This is a genomic window from Pseudoalteromonas sp. JB197 (assembly GCF_002332205.1).
GTDB classification, from domain to species: Bacteria; Pseudomonadota; Gammaproteobacteria; order Enterobacterales; family Alteromonadaceae; genus Pseudoalteromonas; species Pseudoalteromonas nigrifaciens.
Genome location: NZ_NRGZ01000001.1, coordinates 3,104,099 through 3,121,453 on the forward strand (window position 1 = coordinate 3,104,099; position 17,355 = coordinate 3,121,453).

Consider the following 17,355-nt stretch of genomic DNA (forward strand, 5'->3'; position numbering starts at 1 on the left):
CTGGCCATCTAATCTGAGAAATTGCACTTATTATCCGAATTTAGGAGACGTAAATGGTGGCGTAGGTATTTTATTTGAACAAGCCAGTTCGCGCGGGCATATTCAAGAGACCGTAAATGGGCCTCTCAGCTTTGCTTTTACTATTAAAAACCAGCTGCTTACTAGTTTATCAACATTTAAAGCCGCGATAGACAACCGCCAAGCCTTACTCGATTACCAAGCTAAGTTTTATAACCAGGCGATAGATTTAGCAGCCGATGAAAGCTTTCAAGGTTATGTAGTTGCAGGTGCAGCCGATAACACCCGAGTTAACGACTTTTTAAGCATACTGCAACAGCACCAAATTAACGCTTACCCTTTAACAAAAGAGCTAAAAGCAGGTGGTGAAACTTATTCTAGCAATAGCTATTTTGTGCCTTTAGCACAGCCACAATACCGTTTAGTTAAAGCTATTTTTAGCGAACAAAAAAACTTTGCCGATAACACTTTTTACGATGTATCTGGCTGGACACTAGCGCATGCATTTAATTTACCCTTTGCTAAAGTAACCAGTAGTTGGGGATTAAAAGTTGCTGATAACGCATGGCAACAAGCCGCTACACCGCGCTTTGCACAACTTAATGAAGGGTATGCATTTGGCTTTTCGTGGGATGATACCTTGGCGCCAAAAATGCTCAATAGTTTACTGCAGCAAGGGGTAAAAGCCCGTGTTGCATTAAATTCATTAACGGCTAAGTCAGTAAACAGCGAAGAAGTAAATTTTGCAGCGGGGAGTATTATTATTCCTGCAGGGTTACAAACAAATAGTGATTGGATAGCACAGCTTAATCAGGCGCAAAATGAGTTTGGCATTGCTATTAAGCCAATAACGTCAGGATTAACCAGTAAAGGTGCCGATTTAGGGTCACGCTCAATGGCGGTGCTTAGCGCTCCCAAAGTGCTGCTGTTAGGCGGTAAAGGGGTAAGCCAATATGAAGCTGGAGAAGTGTGGTACTACCTAGACCGTTTTGTAGGTGTTGCTCCAACCATTGTTGAGCTAGAGCGTTTGGGCTCAATTGAGCTAAGTAATTACAGCCATATTGTGCTGGCTCATGGTAACTACAGTGGTTTATCTGACGCTGATAAAGTGGCCATAAAAGGTTGGGTTAGAAAAGGCGGTGTTATTTGGGGTCACAAAGGCGGTGCTAAATTTTTAGCGGATCAGCAACTATTAAAAGCCAGCTACTTGTCTCGCAAAGAAGTAGCCAGTGCGTTTAAAACCGACGGTTTAAACTATGCTGATAAAGAGCATTTAGCTGGGCGTCAGCGTATTGCAGGCGCTATTTTTAATACCCATGTAGATTTAACTCACCCACTTACCTTTTCATTACCACGTAATACGCTACCTGTATTTAAAAATAGCACTTGGTTGCTGGAGACCTCAGAGGCACCGTTTGTTAATGTGCTTACCTATACTGAGCAGCCATTACTTGCGGGCTTTACCGATGCTGTAAATGTTACTCAAGTTGCCGGCGCAGCAGGCTTAATTGCGCACTCTTACGGGCGTGGAGCAGTAATTGGTATGACCGACGATCCGGTGTTTAGAGGTTATTGGTACGGTACGAGTAGGTTACTTAGTAACGCATTGTTTTTTGGCCACACGTTTCGGGTAAGTGGCGACTAACTATTAAAATTTTAAATAGGCGTTAAGCAAGTGGTAAAAGCCCACACTTGTTTAGCGCCTGCCTGTTTTAAAGCCTGGGTGGCTGCATTAAGTGTAGCGCCTGTGGTCATAATATCATCAACAATTGCCACCGTTTTACCACTCATATCTGCAGTACATATAAATGCGTCTTTTAAATTTTTAACCCGCTTAGCTTTAGTTAGCTTAGATTGTGCGTGCGTTTTTTTATTACGTAACAGCGAATCACTAAGTAAATTAAAAGATGATAAACACGGTTGCCATACTTGTGTTACTTGATTAAAACCGCGCTGAAAAAATCGACTTTTATGCAGTGGTAATATAATAAAGGTATCGGGCAGCGGGTAATCAGGAGTAAAAAAAGTACTCAATTGTTTAGTAATAACTTGTTGTAATGCATTTTTATAATGTATTTGATTCTTAAACTTAAGTTGCTTCAGCCATTGCTCAAAAGGGGGCTGGTAAAACGCACAGGAAAATAACTTATCAAATTCGCAGTTAGGAAACATTTCAATAATATCAGGGCGATATAGCAAGTTTTTTTGCTCGCTTAAATCAAATAATGGTAAATCTTCTAAGCAATACTCACACAAGCCGAGCGCGGCTGGGACTGGGCCTTGGCAAAGTACGCAATGCGACTCAAACAGCCAATTTATAAATGCGTGCTTCATTGGGTAAATATACTCATTACAATCGCCTAGTTAAACGTTATTATAAACTTCAGTTTGGTTAAGGTTTGGCAAATATGCAAAATGAATTAGTGTTACTACATGGTTGGGGTATGAACAAAGGTGTATGGCAATTAGTGCAGCCAGAGCTAGCATTTATTCATAATAACAACGTACGCAGTATTGATTTACCTGGCTACGGTAGTAGTAAAACATGCCCAAACCCTTATACCTTACACAGCGCTGCAGCACTTTTAAGTGAGCAGTTAAAACCACACTCTATTTTAATGGGTTGGTCTTTAGGTGGGTTATTTGCACTATATATTGCTAAACATTGGCCCGAAAAAGTAGCTAAAGTGATACTTGTTGCTGCTAGCCCCTTTTTTGCAGAGCAAGCGCCGTGGCCGGGTATAAAAGCACAGGTTTTAACGCAATTTAAAGAGCAGCTTGTTAATCATGGTGAAAAAACCATAGAACGATTTTTAGCTATTCAGGCAATGGGCAGCGAATCGGCTCGTGATGACGTAAAACAACTTAAACAATTGCTAAATCAATATAAAGCCCCTGAAAATGAGGCTTTGACTGCGGGTTTAGATATTTTACAAAATGAAGATTTACGAGCGCTATTTACTCATTGCCCTGTGCCTATAAGCGCTATATTTGGTCGTTTAGATGCACTTGTTCCTTATAGAGCAATTGCCCAAATGGCAGCACTTAATACTGAGTTTGAGTATGAAGTATTAGATAAAGCGTCACATGCTCCTTTTATTTCTCATAAAAATGAATTTATATCTGCCGTTAAATCAATGCTTTAAAATAGAGCGACGAATAGCGCAGGTTAAAGCTTTATTTTGCGCATTAGTTGAGCGATAATTAAACAATATTTATTTTAATGGAGATTTAATATGCCAATAGGATCTGCATTTAATAGTGGCCTAGAAGGGTTTAACCGAGCTAGCCAAGGAATTGAAAGAGCCAGCGCAGAAATTAACCGTGCCAGTATTGAACAACAAGACGATGCGCAACTAGCACAGCAGCGCCAACTTACGGCTGCTCGCTCAGAAGAAGCGGTTACTGCGCCAGTAGCAAAACCTGCCCGTATTGATGAAGCTTTGGTAAACTTAAAAGTTGAAGAGTTTAACGCTAAAGCGAATACGCAATCGATTCAAACTGCCGATGATGTGCTCGGCACATTAATTGATATAAACGTTTAAATATTATGAATATTGTCACGCCATTCCCGTCTATTAATATAAACACCGCAAATGTTTATACCGAAACTGCACGGCGTGATAATCAGTTGCGAGAAGTTATTCCCCCGCCAGCATCAAGTACGGCTAGTAGCACCGAAAATAAAGCCCAAAGTGATGCCGAAAAAGCTAAATTACCGGGTAACAGTGACCCAGCTACTTACGACGCGAAAGGAAAACTGGCCGGTGAAAAGTCTGTTGAGGCACGTGACGAAAGTTCAGGCAATTCAGATAATGCTGAGCAAGAAAACGAGCAAGAAAAAAACCAAACAACAGAACAAGAAGCAGCCAAAGAAGAGCAGCAGTTAGCGCAACAAGCACTACAAATTAAAGAGCTTAAAGCGCGTGATACCGAAGTACGTGTGCACGAACAAGCGCATGCAGCAGTGGGTGGGCAACATGCGGGCTCGCCTAGTTATGAGTATCAGCGTGGCCCAGATGGCACTAATTACGCTGTGGGTGGCGAAGTGCAAATAGATGTGGGGGCTATAAGTGGCGATCCACAAGCAACCATAGAAAAAATGCAAACAGTACGTGCAGCAGCACTTGCCCCAGCTCAACCATCGGGTGCAGATAGAGCAATTGCTGCCGATGCCACGCAAAAAATAGCCACCGCACAGGCTGAACTTGCAAGCCCAAAAAGTAATGAAGACGAAAAAACAACAAGTAAAGCAGCCGCTTCACTTTCAAGTAATGATAGCAGTGAAGAAAAAATAGCAAAAAGTGCAGAGCAAACTCGCGATACACAAGTTGAAGCACGCGCTGGGCGCATTGCTAATTTTTATCAAATGGCGACATCGCCCGAAAGCAACAGCGGTTTTTCAGCGCAAATATAGTTAACCTGAACTCTGGTTAAGAGATTTACTAACGTATTGAATTTATAATTATATTTAACTTTATTTTCTCTAGCCAGAGATTTTCAGTGAAAATAAGGCGAGTTTACGCGTCAATAGCTGGCCTATTGCAAGTAAATTCAACGCAGTTAGCGCTGAAAATAGCTGCTTGAGATAGGTTTATTATCCGGAGATCAGGTTAGTTATGTAGCTTAAGCAATACTGAGCTTAAAGCTCTTATCAAAATACCCAAATAAAAAAACCGCTAACGCGGTTTTTTTATTTTTAGCTAGATTTATTCGGAGCTATATAAGTATTACTTTTTCAGTTTAGCGTTAGCAAATGCATCAGCAAACGCATTGCCCATTAGCGCATTACCATTATCACGCTTTGGCTTAGCAGCTCTTGGCTGTGAGTTGTTGTTAGCGCGTGGCTTTTGCGCAGCAGGAGCTGCTGGCTTATTAGTGGTATCAATGTCGTCATCTAGGCGCATGGTAAAGCTAATGCGTTTACGTGCGGCATCAACTTCAACTACTTTAACTTTTACAATGTCACCGGCTTTAACAACTTCACGCGGATCAGAGATAAACTTATTAGTAATTGATGAAATATGTACTAAACCATCTTGATGTACACCTACATCAACAAAAGCACCAAAATTAGCAACGTTAGATACAACACCTTCTAAAATCATTCCTGGTTTTAGATCGCTTATTTTTTCTACGCCGGCTTTAAATTCAGCAGTTTTAAACTCAGGGCGAGGATCGCGCCCAGGCTTATCAAGCTCGCTAATAATATCGGTAACGGTAGGTAAACCAAATTTATCGTCAATGTAGTCGTTAGCGGCTAACTTATTTAAAAAGTCGCTGTTACCCATTAAGCTATTTACATCAATGCTATTGTGCTCACAAATACGCTTAACAACAGGGTAAGCCTCAGGGTGAACAGATGAGTTATCTAGCGGATCGCTGCCGTTGTTAATACGTAAAAACCCTGCGGCTTGTTCAAACGCTTTTGGCCCTAAACGCTCTACTTTTTTAAGCTCACTGCGTTTTGCAAACGAACCATTAGCATTGCGGTAGTTAACAATATTTTGCGCTAAGGTTTTGTTTAAACCAGAAACGCGGGTTAGTAATGGCACCGAGGCCATATTTAAATCTACGCCTACAGAGTTTACACAGTCTTCTACTACTGAGATCAGGCTTTGCCCTAATTGGCTTTGCGATACATCGTGCTGATATTGACCTACACCTATGGCTTTAGGCTCAATTTTAACCAGCTCAGCTAGAGGGTCTTGTAAACGACGGGCAATAGAAACCGCGCCTCTTAGAGAAACGTCTAAATTAGGAAATTCATTAGCAGCAAGTTCTGAGGCAGAATAGACCGATGCACCCGCTTCGCTAACCATAATTTTATTAAGTTTAAGCTCGGCATTAGCTTTCATTAGTTCAGCAATTAACTTATCAGACTCGCGAGACGCGGTGCCATTACCAATCGCAATAAGCTCAACCTTATGTTGACGACAAAGTAACTCTAAGGTGCGTACAGATTTTTCCCAGTGATTTTGTGGCGCATGTGGGAAAATAGTTTGTGTGGTTAAAAGTTTGCCAGTGCTATCTACAATCGCAATTTTACAACCGGTACGTAGACCAGGATCGAGCCCTAGAGTAGTACGCGGGCCAGCTGGTGCGGCCATGAGTAGGTCTTTTAAGTTTTTAGCAAATACATCAATTGCACCGGTTTCGGCTTTTTCGCGCATAGCCGCTAAAAATTCATTTTCTAAGTGTAAGCCTAGTTTAATTTTCCACGCCCATTGCACCACAGTTAATAGCCAGCTGCTAGCTGCTTGGTTTTTAATATCTAAGCGATAATGATCAGCTATCATTTGAGCACAAAGTTGCGCTGAATTTTCTGAGCTTGGTTCAGGATTAATATTAAGCTGTAAAATGCCTTCATTACGGGCTCTAAGCATAGCAAGCGCACGGTGCGAAGGTACTTTTTTAAGAGCCTCTTGATGCTCAAAGTAGTCACGATATTTAGCGCCAGCTTGTTCTTGGCCTTTAATTAAGCTGCTTTCAATAACCCCATTTTGACTAATGTAGCTTCTGAACTTCGCGAGTAACTTGGCGTCTTCGGCAAAACGCTCCATTAAAATAAACTTAGCACCTTCAAGGGCTGATTTTGTATCAGCTATGCCTTTATCGGCACTTACAAACTGCTCAGCTTGCTGCTCTGGATCTAGGTTGGCATCATTAAATAGTGCATTGGCAAGCGGCTCTAATCCCGCCTCTATTGCTATTTGCCCTTTGGTACGACGCTTTGCTTTATAAGGCAGGTATAAATCTTCAAGCTCAGTTTTACTTTGTGCAGCATTAATATCGGCGCTTAGCGCTGCAGTTAGTTTTTTTTGTGACTCTATAGTTGATAAAATAAAGCTACGGCGCTCTTCAAGCTCTCGTAAATACGACAACCTTTGCTCTAACAACCGCAGTTGCGTGTCGTCTAGTCCGCCGGTTACTTCTTTTCTGTAACGGGCAATAAAAGGAACCGTTGCGCCTTCATCAAGTAACTTTGTTGCTGCAACAACTTGTTGCTGTTGTGCGTTTAACTCACTGGCTAAACGTGCAGAGATATCGCTCATGCAAAAACCTTATAAAACAAAAATAAGACCAGTTAAATTAACTTAACTGGCGGGTCAATTGCTTGAATAATATCACAGGGGAGGGTAATAAAAAGGTCTTAAAGCAAGCTATTTTGCTTGCTTTAAGATGTAACAATCAAAGCGATAACTTTAATTGTTGTAAAGCGCTTTAATGGGGGTGATCTACGCTCTCTAGTACTTCACTAAATGAGTTAGCAATAGGGGTTATGTGCACAGGTATTTGCAGTGTTTTGGCAATTTCGCGAGCTGAAATTAAGCCACATATTTCATTATTAGCAGTAGTCACTAATAAAAACATAGCGCCACGGTGCTCCATTGTTTGTAGTGCATCGCCAATACATGCGTAGCTTAAGCTTTGCATGCTTACACCGAGTAAATTAGTTAACGGGGTCATTAAGTGGTGTAAGTTAACTTCGCTGCGCGGCAAGCCTATACGCTGGGCTATTATCATTGTTTTTGAGCTTTGTAAGTCTGCACTCGAAACAATGCCTATTAGCTTATGCTGCTCGTCGGTGACTAAAATAAAGTTTGAAGGTTGCACACTAAGTTGTTTTAGCGCTTGCTCAATGGTTGTATCGAATGATGCACGCACTGGTATTTTATTCGTAAAGTTATTAATCATTTTAATAGCAGGAGAGGTTAAATCAATAAGCGGTTGTTCAACAGCAAACGTGTTAGCAATAACGCCATGAGAAATATCTTGAATACGAAGTTCTTTAAAGTTAGACATATTAGTCACCTTATTTAGTTATAAAATTTAATAGTTTGAAAAGTAAGTTATTAAATTAAATAGCTAGGTGGGCCTCGCTGATGCGCGCAGCTAAAAGGTTTGTCTAAAATAGTACTCTGGTAATAAGAGTAGGGTGCTTTAGGGAGTGGTTGCAGTACCCTAAGGCTAATAACATAGGCATGAGAATCAAAGTCTATGTCGGGATTTGTTTGATCAGGAGTGTCACAAGCAATAAAGTGGGGAGTAACTATACTTGAGTCTAGTTGTGTGTTTTTAGGGCTAGCATGCAAGGTCAAACTTACACTCATGAAGAGTGCAAACAATACGGCATTACTTAATATGCGCGATACTATGTTTGACATAAATACGACCTTAATTAACGAGTCTCAAATTAAAATTGTGTAACTTGAGTTAAATCAGTTATAGCTCATTGCATTAAGTTACACAATAAAAAGTTAATATGATCTGAATCAAAGCAGCTTAACTATTTTTTTGATAGCTAATGCTATTTACGTACCACTGTTTTTTGCCTTGAGGGGTGATAACGTCAAACTCGTCATCTACTTGTTTTTTTAACAACGCTCGCGCCATTGGTGAATCAATCGAAATATAGTCTTTACGCTCGTAAATTTCATCGGGACCGACAATTTTAAACTTTTTAGTCTCGCCTTGCTCATTTTCAATTTCAACCCAAGCACCAAAAAACACTTTGCCATCTTGCACAGGCGAATAATCAATAATTTTTAAGTCGGGTATGCGCTTACGTAAGTAGCGCACACGGCGGTCTATTTGCCGTAGAAGCCGTTTATTATATTGATAATCTGCATTTTCAGATCTATCTCCTAGGCTGGCCGCCCAGCTTACTATTTTGGTGACTTCAGGGCGTTTTACATTCCATAAATGGGTATGTTCTTGTTGTAATTGTAAGTAGCCTTCGCGGGTAATTAAGTTTGTTTTCACGCCATGTTCTTTTTTAATACTCATACAGAGCAAGGTATTAAAATAACCCAAACTTGTCGAGTGTATTATTAATAAAACACGCGCACAAATGAGTTTGAAATGTTCAGTAACAATCTAAGCGGCTAATAAATTGTTGCTTACAGGTTTTTTCATTTATATTAATGGGTAATAGATTATAAAAATAAGAAACACAATGGGACACGAAACGACAAAAGTATTGGTTGTAGATGATGACATGCGTTTACGCAGCTTACTGGAGCGCTATTTAGTAGAGCAAGGCTTTATTGTAAGAACAGCGGGTAATTCAGAGCAAATGGATCGGCTTATCGAACGTGAAAACTTTCATTTAATGGTGCTCGATTTAATGCTGCCGGGTGAAGATGGTTTGTCTATTTGTCGTCGTTTACGCCAAAAAGAAAACGACATTCCAATTGTTATGCTTACCGCTAAAGGTGATGAGGTTGACCGTATTATTGGCCTTGAATTGGGAGCAGACGACTACATTCCAAAACCATTTAATCCACGAGAGCTGTTAGCGCGAATAAAAGCTATTTTACGACGCCGTGCCAAAGAAGTGCCGGGCGCACCTGCTGCAGAAGAAAACTTGATTGAATTTGGGCGATTTTCGCTTAATTTAGCCACTCGCGAAATGAGCGAAGGCGATAAAACAATTTCCTTAACCAGTGGCGAATTTGCAGTGCTTAAAGCGCTGGTCTTGCATCCACGTGAGCCGCTGAGCCGTGATAAATTGATGAACCTAGCGCGCGGGCGAGATTACAGCGCACTGGAGCGCAGTATTGATGTGCAAGTGTCGCGACTTCGCCGCATGATTGAGTTAGATGCCGCCAGCCCACGTTATATTCAAACCGTTTGGGGCTTAGGGTATGTATTTGTTCCCGATGGTGAAAAGTAATTTATATGGGACTATTTCCGCGTAGTGCATTTGGGCAAACCGTTTTTTTAGTGGCGGCTTTGCTGTTAATAAATCAAATAGTATCTTACGTAACGGTGAGCTTATACGTAGTAAAACCTACCATTGAGCAAGTTAATTTAATGCTGGCTAAGCAAATTAAAACCGTATTTATTGACTGGGAAGATGGTGTTGAAGTAACCAATGAAGTATCGGATAAGTTTTTTGAAATTACCGGTATTGAAGTCATGACTCAGCATGAAGCAATGCGCAGTGGTTTGGGGCAAAGTCGCGAATATTCGGTATTATCGCGTAGTATGTCTGAGCAGCTAAATGGCTCTGCGCGGGTGCGTATTAGCCAAACCGATCCACTCATATACTGGGTAGAAGCCCCGCAAGCATTAGGTTATTGGGTAAAAGTGCCGCTTAGTGGGTTTAAAGAAAATAACCTCGAGTTTTTAACCTTTTACTTATCAAGTATTGGTTTTTTAAGTGTATTAGGTGGTTGGTTATTTGCTAGGCACTTAAATAGGCCGCTAAAAGCATTGCAACAAGCGGCGGTTAAGGTAGGTAAAGGCGATTTTAGTACTAAGTTAGCCGAACAAGGATCGAGTGAAGTTATTGCTGTAACACGGGCATTTAATCAAATGTCGCGGGGTATTGCTGCGCTTGAAAATGATCGTCGGCTGTTAATGGCAGGGGTGTCTCATGATTTACGCACTCCACTAACCCGCATTCGTTTAGCCACCGAAATGATGGCAGATGAAGATGACTATTTGCGTGAAGGCATTATTTACGATATTGAAGACATGAACGGCATTATCGATCAGTTCATTGAATATTTACGCCATCACAAACGTGAAGAGCTAAGCTGTGAGGACATTAACGCGTTAGTGGCAGAGGTAGTGCACACTGAGCTTAAACACCAGCGAGTAATTACCTTTAAAGGTAATCCTAGTATTGGCAATATACCTATTAGTGCAGTGGCAATTAAGCGTGTAATAACCAATATGATTGAAAATGCGCTGCGTTACTCAGAAGGTGATATTGAAGTGCTCTGCTATTTTAATAGCAATAAAAAGTATGTTGTTATTGCGGTAAACGATAGTGGCCCGGGTATACCAGAGGGTGAACTGGAGTCGGTATTTGAGCCGTTTAAGCAAGGCGATACAGCACGTGGTAGCGAGGGCAGCGGTTTAGGGCTGGCTATTATTAAACGCATTATAGATATGCATGACGGTAAAGTTAAATTATCTAACCGGCCTGAGGGCGGGTTAAGTGCACAAATTTACTTACCAATTAAAGTATAATACCAACCCACTTTACTGCAGCGGGTTGGTATTAAGTTGTGCTGGCCAAAATTATAAATACGCAGTAAGCGATTAAAGTGCTTTAAAACGAATAGCCGTACCGCCACTGGTGGCCAGCTTAAGCGTTAATTTATCGCTTGCAGTAACAAGGCGTTTTTCGATAGTTAAATCGTACGGATTATTTTTCCATTCGGCATTCTTACCATCTTTATAAATATGTGCCTCAAACTGTTTGCCGTTATCTAAAAAGTCTAAACTAATCTCAATAGTACGCGCTTGCTCGTCAGTCACTGCGCCTAAATACCAGTCGTTGCCGGTATATTTGTCGCGCTTTCGCTCTTTTCGCGCAAATACAATAAAGTCACCTACTGCACCATCAAGGGCAATGCTTTGTTGCCAGTCGGTCGGTACGTCTTGAATAAATTGAAATGCATCGGGTTTAGCTAAATAATTTTTAGGTAGGTCGGCCGCCATTTGAATCGGACTATACAATACAACATACAATGCTAGTTGTTTAGCCAGCGTAGTTTGCGGGCGATTAGTATTAGCGCCTAAACCGTTAAAACTTAAATCGAAAATACCAGGAGTAAAATCCATAGGCCCAGCAAGCATGCGGGTAAATGCCAGCATAGCAATGTGCTCGGGTGGATTAGGAGGAGTACCCCATGCGTTAAACTCTTGTCCGCGTGCGCCTTCTCGAGTGATCCAGTTTGGATAAGTACGGCGCAGTCCGGTATCTTTAATCGGCTCGTGGGTGTTAATACTTATTTTATGTTTAGCAGCTAGCTTAACGTTATGTAAGTACTCGTTAACCATAAATTGGCCGTCGTGCCACTCATGGCGAGCTATGCCGTTTTTGTCAATGCGCTTAATGTTTCCGCCATCGGCTACGTAACCGGTTTTAACTTGGCTAACGTTAGATTTTTCATACAATGCAAAGGCATCTGCCATTTGCTTGCGATAGTTACTGACGTTGCCGGATGTTTCGTGATGGCCAATGAGTTGCACGCCTGTTTGCTTAGAATATTTTGTTAGCGCTGCTATATCAAAATCATCGTAGGGCTGAGTAAAGCTAAACACATCACCATTAAAAAACCAGTCGCCATCCCAGCCTGTGTTCCAGCCTTCAACTAATACGCCATCAAAACCATATTTGGCGGCAAAGTCCATGTAGTATTTGGTGTTTTTTGTAGTAGCGCCGTGCTTGTCGCCGCTGCCCCAAGTGTGTGTGTTTATATGCATACCCCACCAAATACCTATGTATTTACCTGGTTTTACCCACGACACGTCACCGAGTTTATTCGGCTCATTTAGATTTAAAATGATATCTGAGTTAACTAAATCAACGGCTTTTTCGCCAATTTGAATAGTGCGCCATGGGGTATTAAACGCGCCCTGTTTTTTAACGGCAACACCGCTCGACCATGGCGTTAAATCGGCTTGAAAAACCCCAGGGCGGCGTTGATTAAGTACCATGGCGGCGTAATCAACAAGGGCGGCTTCATGAATACTAATATGCACACCATCTTGGTTTTTAAAGGTAAATGGCGTATGTACCAATGCGGCATCGTTTAATGGGGTGGTATTATATACATATTCGTAGCGATTCCAGCCGCGGGCAGGGATCCACCAAGCTGTAGCTGTGTGGCTGTTATTAACAGCAAACTCGGTAAGCTCTTTGGTTATTTCAATATTGTTAAGGCCTGCTTGTTTTGGTACTTCGTATCTAAAACCCACGCCACTATCAAACGCTTTAAAGCGCACGCTATAAGTACCGCCTTGAGGTTGTGGCTTAGCAAAGGTTACAGTTACCTCGTTATGCTGATCTACAACCGTTTGTCGCTCGCCCCAAGGTTGTTGCCACTGAGTGTTGGTACTTTGTTGTTGAACTTTGGTTATTTTAAAGCTGTTACTAAACGGTGCATGTTGTTTAAATTCAAACCCGAGAGCAGAATTATTAATGACTGTTTTATTTTTAAAACTAATAGAATAACTAGGTGTACTCTGCTCGTCTGAGATGATTATTTTTATATTACCGTCAGGCGATTGTACGGTAGCTGTTTGAGCAACCGTGATACTTGAAAAAGCCATGAGTAGCAGTGCCAATGTGCGCATAATAGTTCCTTGGGTTAGCGACGTGTTTGGCTATCAAGCATAAAGCGAGAGGGTGGTGAATACGACAGGTTGCATACGTATTCAGGGTGATAAAAAGTGAGCAGTGAGGTTGCTTGTACGCTAAGTAATAAAAAAGGGCTCTGTTGAGCCCTTAATTTAGTATTGCTTAGATTGCGAGATTATTTTTTATCAAAAGCGCGTTGCATAAAGTTTGGCGTAGCTAATGCACCGTGATGAATGCCGTTGTTGTAGTATTCGCTGTTCTTTGCAATATCGGCTGCTGCATCTTCTCTAAAGCCATTAAAGGCTGCAGATTTACGCGCTAAAGTTACTGACCATAAACCACTTGGGTATATAGGTTGCGGGAATGGCAGTGTTTGTAAGTCGTTAAAACCTACCGTTAGCATAGCTTCGCGCATTTCAACTAATAACGGCATATGCATAAGCGGTGATTCGCTTTGTTGTACTAAAATGCCACCTGGGCGAAGTGCGTTTAAGCAGCTAGTGTAAAATGCATGATTAAATAAACCTTCACCTGGGCCTACTGGGTCGGTGCCATCAACAATAACAACATCGATTGATTCGCTTGCGGCTTCGCGCATGTATTTAATGCCGTCGTCAAACATAACTGTTGCACGAGGATCGTTGTTAGATTCACACAGCTCTGGGAAGTATTTTAACGACATTTGCGTTACTACTTCGTCTATATCTATTTGCGTAACGCTCTCTACACCAGGGTGCTTTAACACTTCGCGTAAGGTACCGCAGTCGCCGCCGCCAATAATAACTACATTTTTAGGTGCTGGGTGCGCTAAAAGTGCAGGGTGGCTGATCATCTCATGATAAAAAAAGTTTTCGCGGCTACTTACCATAGTGCAACCGTCGATGATCATTAAATTACCAAAGTCGGTGGTTTCGAACATTTCTACTTTTTGAAAAGGAGACTGTTTTTCATCTAACTTTTTGTTAATACGTAATGAAAATGCGCTGCCATCGCGGTCGCTAATTTCAGTAAACCACTTACTTTGATCTAAATTTGCCATAGTTACTATTACACTTTTTTAAGTTGAGGATGAAAAAGGGGGCAATTTTGCCAGTGCTTGACGTTTTGCTCAATGACATTTTAACTGATTTAACCAATAAAGTTAGTTAGGAATGAGGGAAAGTTCAATTTTTGTTAGCCTAGAGGATAGCGACGTATTAAAATGCGTCATTGTATTTAATTGATTAAAGAAGAGTTGCCATGACTTGGGGTTTAGAAACAGCACGTGCCACTTATAATGTTGCACATTGGAGTGAAGGCTATTTTGATATTAACGCACAAGGCGAGTTGGTGGCCTACCCAGATGGCGACCAAGCAAAGGCCGCAATTTCTTTAACGCAATTAACCGAACAATTTAAACAACAGGGTTTAACCTTACCAGTATTGGTGCGCTTTACCGATATATTACAAAACCGGGTAGATACGCTTACCAATGCCTTTACTCAAGCACGAGCAAATCGTGAGTATCAAGGCGAATATACCTGCGTTTATCCAATCAAAGTAAATCAGCAGCGTTCTGTAGTGAGTAAACTTTTAGCTCACCCTAGCGGGCTGGTTGGCCTTGAAGCTGGCTCTAAACCAGAGCTAATGGCTATTTTAGGGGTGGCAAAAGAGCCCATTACTATTGTGTGTAATGGCTATAAAGACAGTGAGTTTTTACGCTTAGCCTGTATTGGTCAGGCTATGGGTCACAAAGTTAAAATAGTGGTAGAGAAGCTCTCGGAGTTAACCACCTTACTGGAAGAAATTGATAATTTAGGCATTGAACCGGCTATTGGTATTCGTATTCGCCTAAACTCAGTGGGCAAAGGTAAATGGCAAAACACCGGTGGCGAAAAAGGTAAATTTGGTTTAACGGCAGGGCAAGTGCTTAGCGCTGTTGAAGTGTTAAAAAAACATAATAAATTGCACTTAATGCAAATGGTGCATTTTCATATTGGCTCTCAAATAGCCAATATTCGCGATATTCACCGCGCTTTGCGTGAATGTGCACGCCATTTTGCTGAACTTACTCAGTTAGGTGTACCACTTAATACCGTTGATGTAGGCGGTGGGTTAGGGGTTGATTACGAAGGTTCGGGTTCACGTAGTGCGTGTTCAATGAACTATACCGTTGCAGAATATGCCCGTAACGTAGTAAATGCGTTTTCTGAGGTGTGTGACCAACATCAATTAACTCATCCGGCCATTATTACTGAATCAGGGCGTGCGTTAACCGCGCACCACGCGGTATTAATTACCGATGTAATTGACGTTGAAAAAGCGCCTAATCACTTAAACCCAGAGGCGCCTGCGCAAAACAGTACACTGGTATTAGATGAAATGTGGCAATGTTTACAGCGTTTAAGCCCGCGTATGGCGCTGGAAATTTATCACGACGCAATGCACTTATTTAGCGAAGCACACGATCAGTACGTACACGGTTTAGTGAGCATGCTAGAGTGGGCGAAAATAGAGCAACTTTACTTTACTATTTTACATCGGGTGCGCTCATCTTTGAGCAATAATGTGCGTGCGCATCGCGAAGTACTCGATGATTTAAACGAAAAATTAGCTGATAAATTATTTGTTAATTTTTCACTATTTCAATCGTTGCCAGATATATGGGGAATTGGCCAATTGTTCCCAGTAATGCCTATTGAAAACCTCACTCAACCGCTTACCCAGCGCGCTATTATTCAAGATATAACGTGTGATTCTGATGGGCAAATTCGCGAATATGTAGAAGGTGCAGGTATAGAAACAAGCTTACCTATACCTGAATATACACAAGGGCAGCAGTATCATATTGCAATGTTTATGGTTGGCGCTTATCAAGAAATTTTAGGTGACTTACACAACCTATTTGGCGACACCGACTCAGTGCATGTGGAGTTAAACGATGATGGTTATGTACTTACTAACGCCATTAAAGGTGACAGCGTTAAGGATGTATTAAAGTGTGTTGACTATGATAGCGCCATTTTAGCAGACAACTTTGCAGAGCAAATTAATAAGCTCGATGTGTCTGAGCCATGTAAAGCAGGCTATTTAGCAGAGCTTAATGCGGGACTAGAAGGCTATACCTATTTTGAGGACTAACCTCAGCCATTATTAATTAAGTATAAAAAGCGCAGTAATTAGCTGCTGCGCGCTATTTAAAGGAATAGAAACAATGTCAGTTATCCGCAGTGTATTTAGTATTTTGTTGTACTTTATAAATACTCTTATTTGGTTTGTGCCAATTTTTATTTGTGGTGTTATTAAGCTTATACCAATTAAGCCGCTACAAAAGTTAATGAGTTGGGCCGCCAAACAATTTGCCACTATTTGGGTTACCTTTAACAGCTTAAATCAAAAATTATTTACGCCAACTAAAATTAACGTTACTGGGCTTGAAGATATAAAGCTAAAAGATTGGTATTTAGTTATAGCTAATCATCAAAGCTGGGTTGATATTTTAGTATTGCAACGCGTATTAAATCGCAAAATACCCTTTTTAAATTTCTTTTTGAAAAAAGAGCTTATTTACGTGCCTATATTAGGTTTGTGCTGGTGGGCGCTTGATTTTCCGTTCATGACTCGTACGAGTAAAAGTCAGCTTAAAAAGAACCCTAAATTACGCGGTAAAGATTTAGAAACCACGCGTAAGGCCTGCGAAAAATTTAAAGAAATGCCAGTAAGTGTGGTTAATTTTGTAGAAGGTACGCGCTATACGAAGCAAAAGCACGCTCGCCAAAACAGCCCTTTTCCACATTTGTTAAAACCCAAAGCAGGAGGCGTTGCCTTTGTAATGCAAGCTATGGGAGAGCAAATTACTAAAGTAGTTAATGTGACTATTCATTATCCTGAGGGCATTCCGACCTTTATGGATTTTGCCAGCGGTAAAGTAAAAAATATAAACGTACATGTTGAAGTAAGACCGGTCAGTGACGAGCTAATTGGTGACTACACTAACGATCCCGACTTTAGAGTGCGCTTTCAAAGTGAGCTTAATCGGTTATGGAAAGAAAAAAACCAAACATTAATAAACCTTGAACAAAAATAAATGCATAAAAATATGAGCCTACAGTTACGCTAAAAACACTTAGCTATTCACGATCAATACAGATTAACTTAGGTAGTGTTTTTTAATGTCACTTTGCTTGGCTCTGTTAATTTTACAGCGGGTATTACCCGCTGTAGTTACTATAATTGGTTATGCTGCAATGGCG

14 protein-coding genes and 1 pseudogene are annotated in these 17,355 nt (G+C 41.1%); 8 read left to right on the forward strand and 7 right to left on the reverse strand.

The genetic code is table 11. The features are described 5' to 3' along the window. Nucleotides 1–46: 46 nt before the first annotated feature. Nucleotides 47–1,663, forward strand: a pseudogene (locus tag CIK86_RS14515) (peptidase M14); the annotation flags it as partial. An 11-nt stretch (nucleotides 1,664–1,674) separates the two neighbouring features. On the opposite strand, the gene CIK86_RS14520 reads toward CIK86_RS14515, so the two are convergent. Then, nucleotides 1,675–2,352 carry a ComF family protein gene (locus CIK86_RS14520; RefSeq protein WP_086998914.1) on the reverse strand — a complete coding sequence of 226 codons (678 nt, stop codon included), beginning with the start codon at nucleotides 2,350–2,352 and terminating at the stop codon, nucleotides 1,675–1,677. 74 nt (nucleotides 2,353–2,426) lie between these two features. On the opposite strand from CIK86_RS14520, the gene bioH reads away from it, so the two are divergent. The 3 genes from bioH to CIK86_RS14535 all read left to right on the forward strand — a co-directional run bounded on the left by bioH (nucleotide 2,427) and on the right by CIK86_RS14535 (nucleotide 4,435). Beyond that, nucleotides 2,427–3,164 (forward strand): pimeloyl-ACP methyl ester esterase BioH, encoded by a 738-nt coding sequence (gene bioH, locus CIK86_RS14525; protein WP_011329485.1) that lies wholly within the window; start codon nucleotides 2,427–2,429, stop codon nucleotides 3,162–3,164. Nucleotides 3,165–3,254: 90 nt separating this feature from the next. Then, the gene (locus CIK86_RS14530) at nucleotides 3,255–3,563 is read left to right on the forward strand and encodes a hypothetical protein (protein ID WP_011329484.1); all 309 of its coding nucleotides are present in this window, start codon (nucleotides 3,255–3,257) and stop codon (nucleotides 3,561–3,563) included. A gap of 5 nt (nucleotides 3,564–3,568) precedes the next feature. Continuing rightward, nucleotides 3,569–4,435, forward strand: coding sequence for a putative metalloprotease CJM1_0395 family protein (locus CIK86_RS14535; RefSeq protein ID WP_086998917.1), 867 nt, complete (start codon nucleotides 3,569–3,571; stop codon nucleotides 4,433–4,435). A 313-nt stretch (nucleotides 4,436–4,748) separates the two neighbouring features. On the opposite strand, the gene CIK86_RS14540 is transcribed toward CIK86_RS14535, so the two are convergent. From CIK86_RS14540 to greB, 4 genes are all read right to left on the reverse strand, one after another. Further along, nucleotides 4,749–7,073 (reverse strand): Tex family protein, encoded by a 2,325-nt coding sequence (locus tag CIK86_RS14540; RefSeq protein WP_086998920.1) that lies wholly within the window; start codon nucleotides 7,071–7,073, stop codon nucleotides 4,749–4,751. A 169-nt stretch (nucleotides 7,074–7,242) separates the two neighbouring features. Beyond that, nucleotides 7,243–7,824, reverse strand: a complete 582-nt coding sequence (locus CIK86_RS14545) for a CBS domain-containing protein (RefSeq protein ID WP_086998923.1) — start codon at nucleotides 7,822–7,824, stop codon at nucleotides 7,243–7,245. A 50-nt stretch (nucleotides 7,825–7,874) separates the two neighbouring features. Then, the gene (locus CIK86_RS14550; protein ID WP_011329480.1) at nucleotides 7,875–8,186 is read right to left on the reverse strand and encodes a hypothetical protein; all 312 of its coding nucleotides are present in this window, start codon (nucleotides 8,184–8,186) and stop codon (nucleotides 7,875–7,877) included. Nucleotides 8,187–8,304: 118 nt separating this feature from the next. Further along, on the reverse strand, nucleotides 8,305–8,784 hold the full coding sequence (greB, locus tag CIK86_RS14555; protein WP_086998969.1) for a transcription elongation factor GreB: 480 nt from the start codon (nucleotides 8,782–8,784) through the stop codon (nucleotides 8,305–8,307). A gap of 193 nt (nucleotides 8,785–8,977) precedes the next feature. Between greB and ompR the strand changes: the two genes are divergently transcribed. Together ompR and envZ are read left to right on the forward strand one after the other, a co-directional pair. Next, entirely contained in the window at nucleotides 8,978–9,697 is a 720-nt protein-coding gene (gene ompR / locus CIK86_RS14560) for a two-component system response regulator OmpR (protein WP_011329478.1), read from the forward strand. Between the two features lie 5 nt (nucleotides 9,698–9,702). Next, a complete protein-coding gene (gene envZ, locus CIK86_RS14565; RefSeq protein WP_086998926.1) occupies nucleotides 9,703–11,004 on the forward strand; it encodes a two-component system sensor histidine kinase EnvZ in 1,302 nt (433 codons plus the stop codon). Between the two features lie 72 nt (nucleotides 11,005–11,076). On the opposite strand, the gene CIK86_RS14570 is transcribed toward envZ, so the two are convergent. Together CIK86_RS14570 and speE are read right to left on the reverse strand one after the other, a co-directional pair. Beyond that, the gene (locus tag CIK86_RS14570) at nucleotides 11,077–13,119 is read right to left on the reverse strand and encodes a glycoside hydrolase family 97 protein (protein ID WP_086998930.1); all 2,043 of its coding nucleotides are present in this window, start codon (nucleotides 13,117–13,119) and stop codon (nucleotides 11,077–11,079) included. Nucleotides 13,120–13,298: 179 nt separating this feature from the next. Then, nucleotides 13,299–14,162, reverse strand: a complete 864-nt coding sequence (gene speE / locus CIK86_RS14575; RefSeq protein ID WP_011329475.1) for a polyamine aminopropyltransferase — start codon at nucleotides 14,160–14,162, stop codon at nucleotides 13,299–13,301. A gap of 200 nt (nucleotides 14,163–14,362) precedes the next feature. Between speE and speA the strand changes: the two genes are divergently transcribed. After that, nucleotides 14,363–16,243: a biosynthetic arginine decarboxylase gene (gene speA, locus CIK86_RS14580; RefSeq protein WP_011329474.1), complete on the forward strand. Its 1,881-nt coding sequence runs from the start codon at nucleotides 14,363–14,365 to the stop codon at nucleotides 16,241–16,243. Between the two features lie 73 nt (nucleotides 16,244–16,316). Further along, entirely contained in the window at nucleotides 16,317–17,189 is an 873-nt protein-coding gene (locus CIK86_RS14585; RefSeq protein ID WP_011329473.1) for an acyltransferase, read from the forward strand. Nucleotides 17,190–17,355 lie beyond the last annotated feature (166 nt).

Excerpts from the sequence above, each read along its gene's own strand:
- CIK86_RS14530 (WP_011329484.1), top strand. The coding sequence starts at position 3,255 with ATGCCAATAGGATCTGCATTTAATAGTGGCCTAGAAGGGTTTAACCGA.
- CIK86_RS14545 (WP_086998923.1), bottom strand. The coding sequence starts at position 7,824 with ATGTCTAACTTTAAAGAACTTCGTATTCAAGATATTTCTCATGGCGTT.
- speA (WP_011329474.1), top strand. The coding sequence starts at position 14,363 with ATGACTTGGGGTTTAGAAACAGCACGTGCCACTTATAATGTTGCACAT.
- bioH (WP_011329485.1), top strand. The coding sequence starts at position 2,427 with ATGCAAAATGAATTAGTGTTACTACATGGTTGGGGTATGAACAAAGGT.
- CIK86_RS14540 (WP_086998920.1), bottom strand. The coding sequence starts at position 7,073 with ATGAGCGATATCTCTGCACGTTTAGCCAGTGAGTTAAACGCACAACAG.
- CIK86_RS14550 (WP_011329480.1), bottom strand. The coding sequence starts at position 8,186 with ATGTCAAACATAGTATCGCGCATATTAAGTAATGCCGTATTGTTTGCA.
- CIK86_RS14535 (WP_086998917.1), top strand. The coding sequence starts at position 3,569 with ATGAATATTGTCACGCCATTCCCGTCTATTAATATAAACACCGCAAAT.
- CIK86_RS14520 (WP_086998914.1), bottom strand. The coding sequence starts at position 2,352 with ATGAAGCACGCATTTATAAATTGGCTGTTTGAGTCGCATTGCGTACTT.
- CIK86_RS14570 (WP_086998930.1), bottom strand. The coding sequence starts at position 13,119 with ATGCGCACATTGGCACTGCTACTCATGGCTTTTTCAAGTATCACGGTT.
- CIK86_RS14585 (WP_011329473.1), top strand. The coding sequence starts at position 16,317 with ATGTCAGTTATCCGCAGTGTATTTAGTATTTTGTTGTACTTTATAAAT.
- ompR (WP_011329478.1), top strand. The coding sequence starts at position 8,978 with ATGGGACACGAAACGACAAAAGTATTGGTTGTAGATGATGACATGCGT.
- speE (WP_011329475.1), bottom strand. The coding sequence starts at position 14,162 with ATGGCAAATTTAGATCAAAGTAAGTGGTTTACTGAAATTAGCGACCGC.
- envZ (WP_086998926.1), top strand. The coding sequence starts at position 9,703 with ATGGGACTATTTCCGCGTAGTGCATTTGGGCAAACCGTTTTTTTAGTG.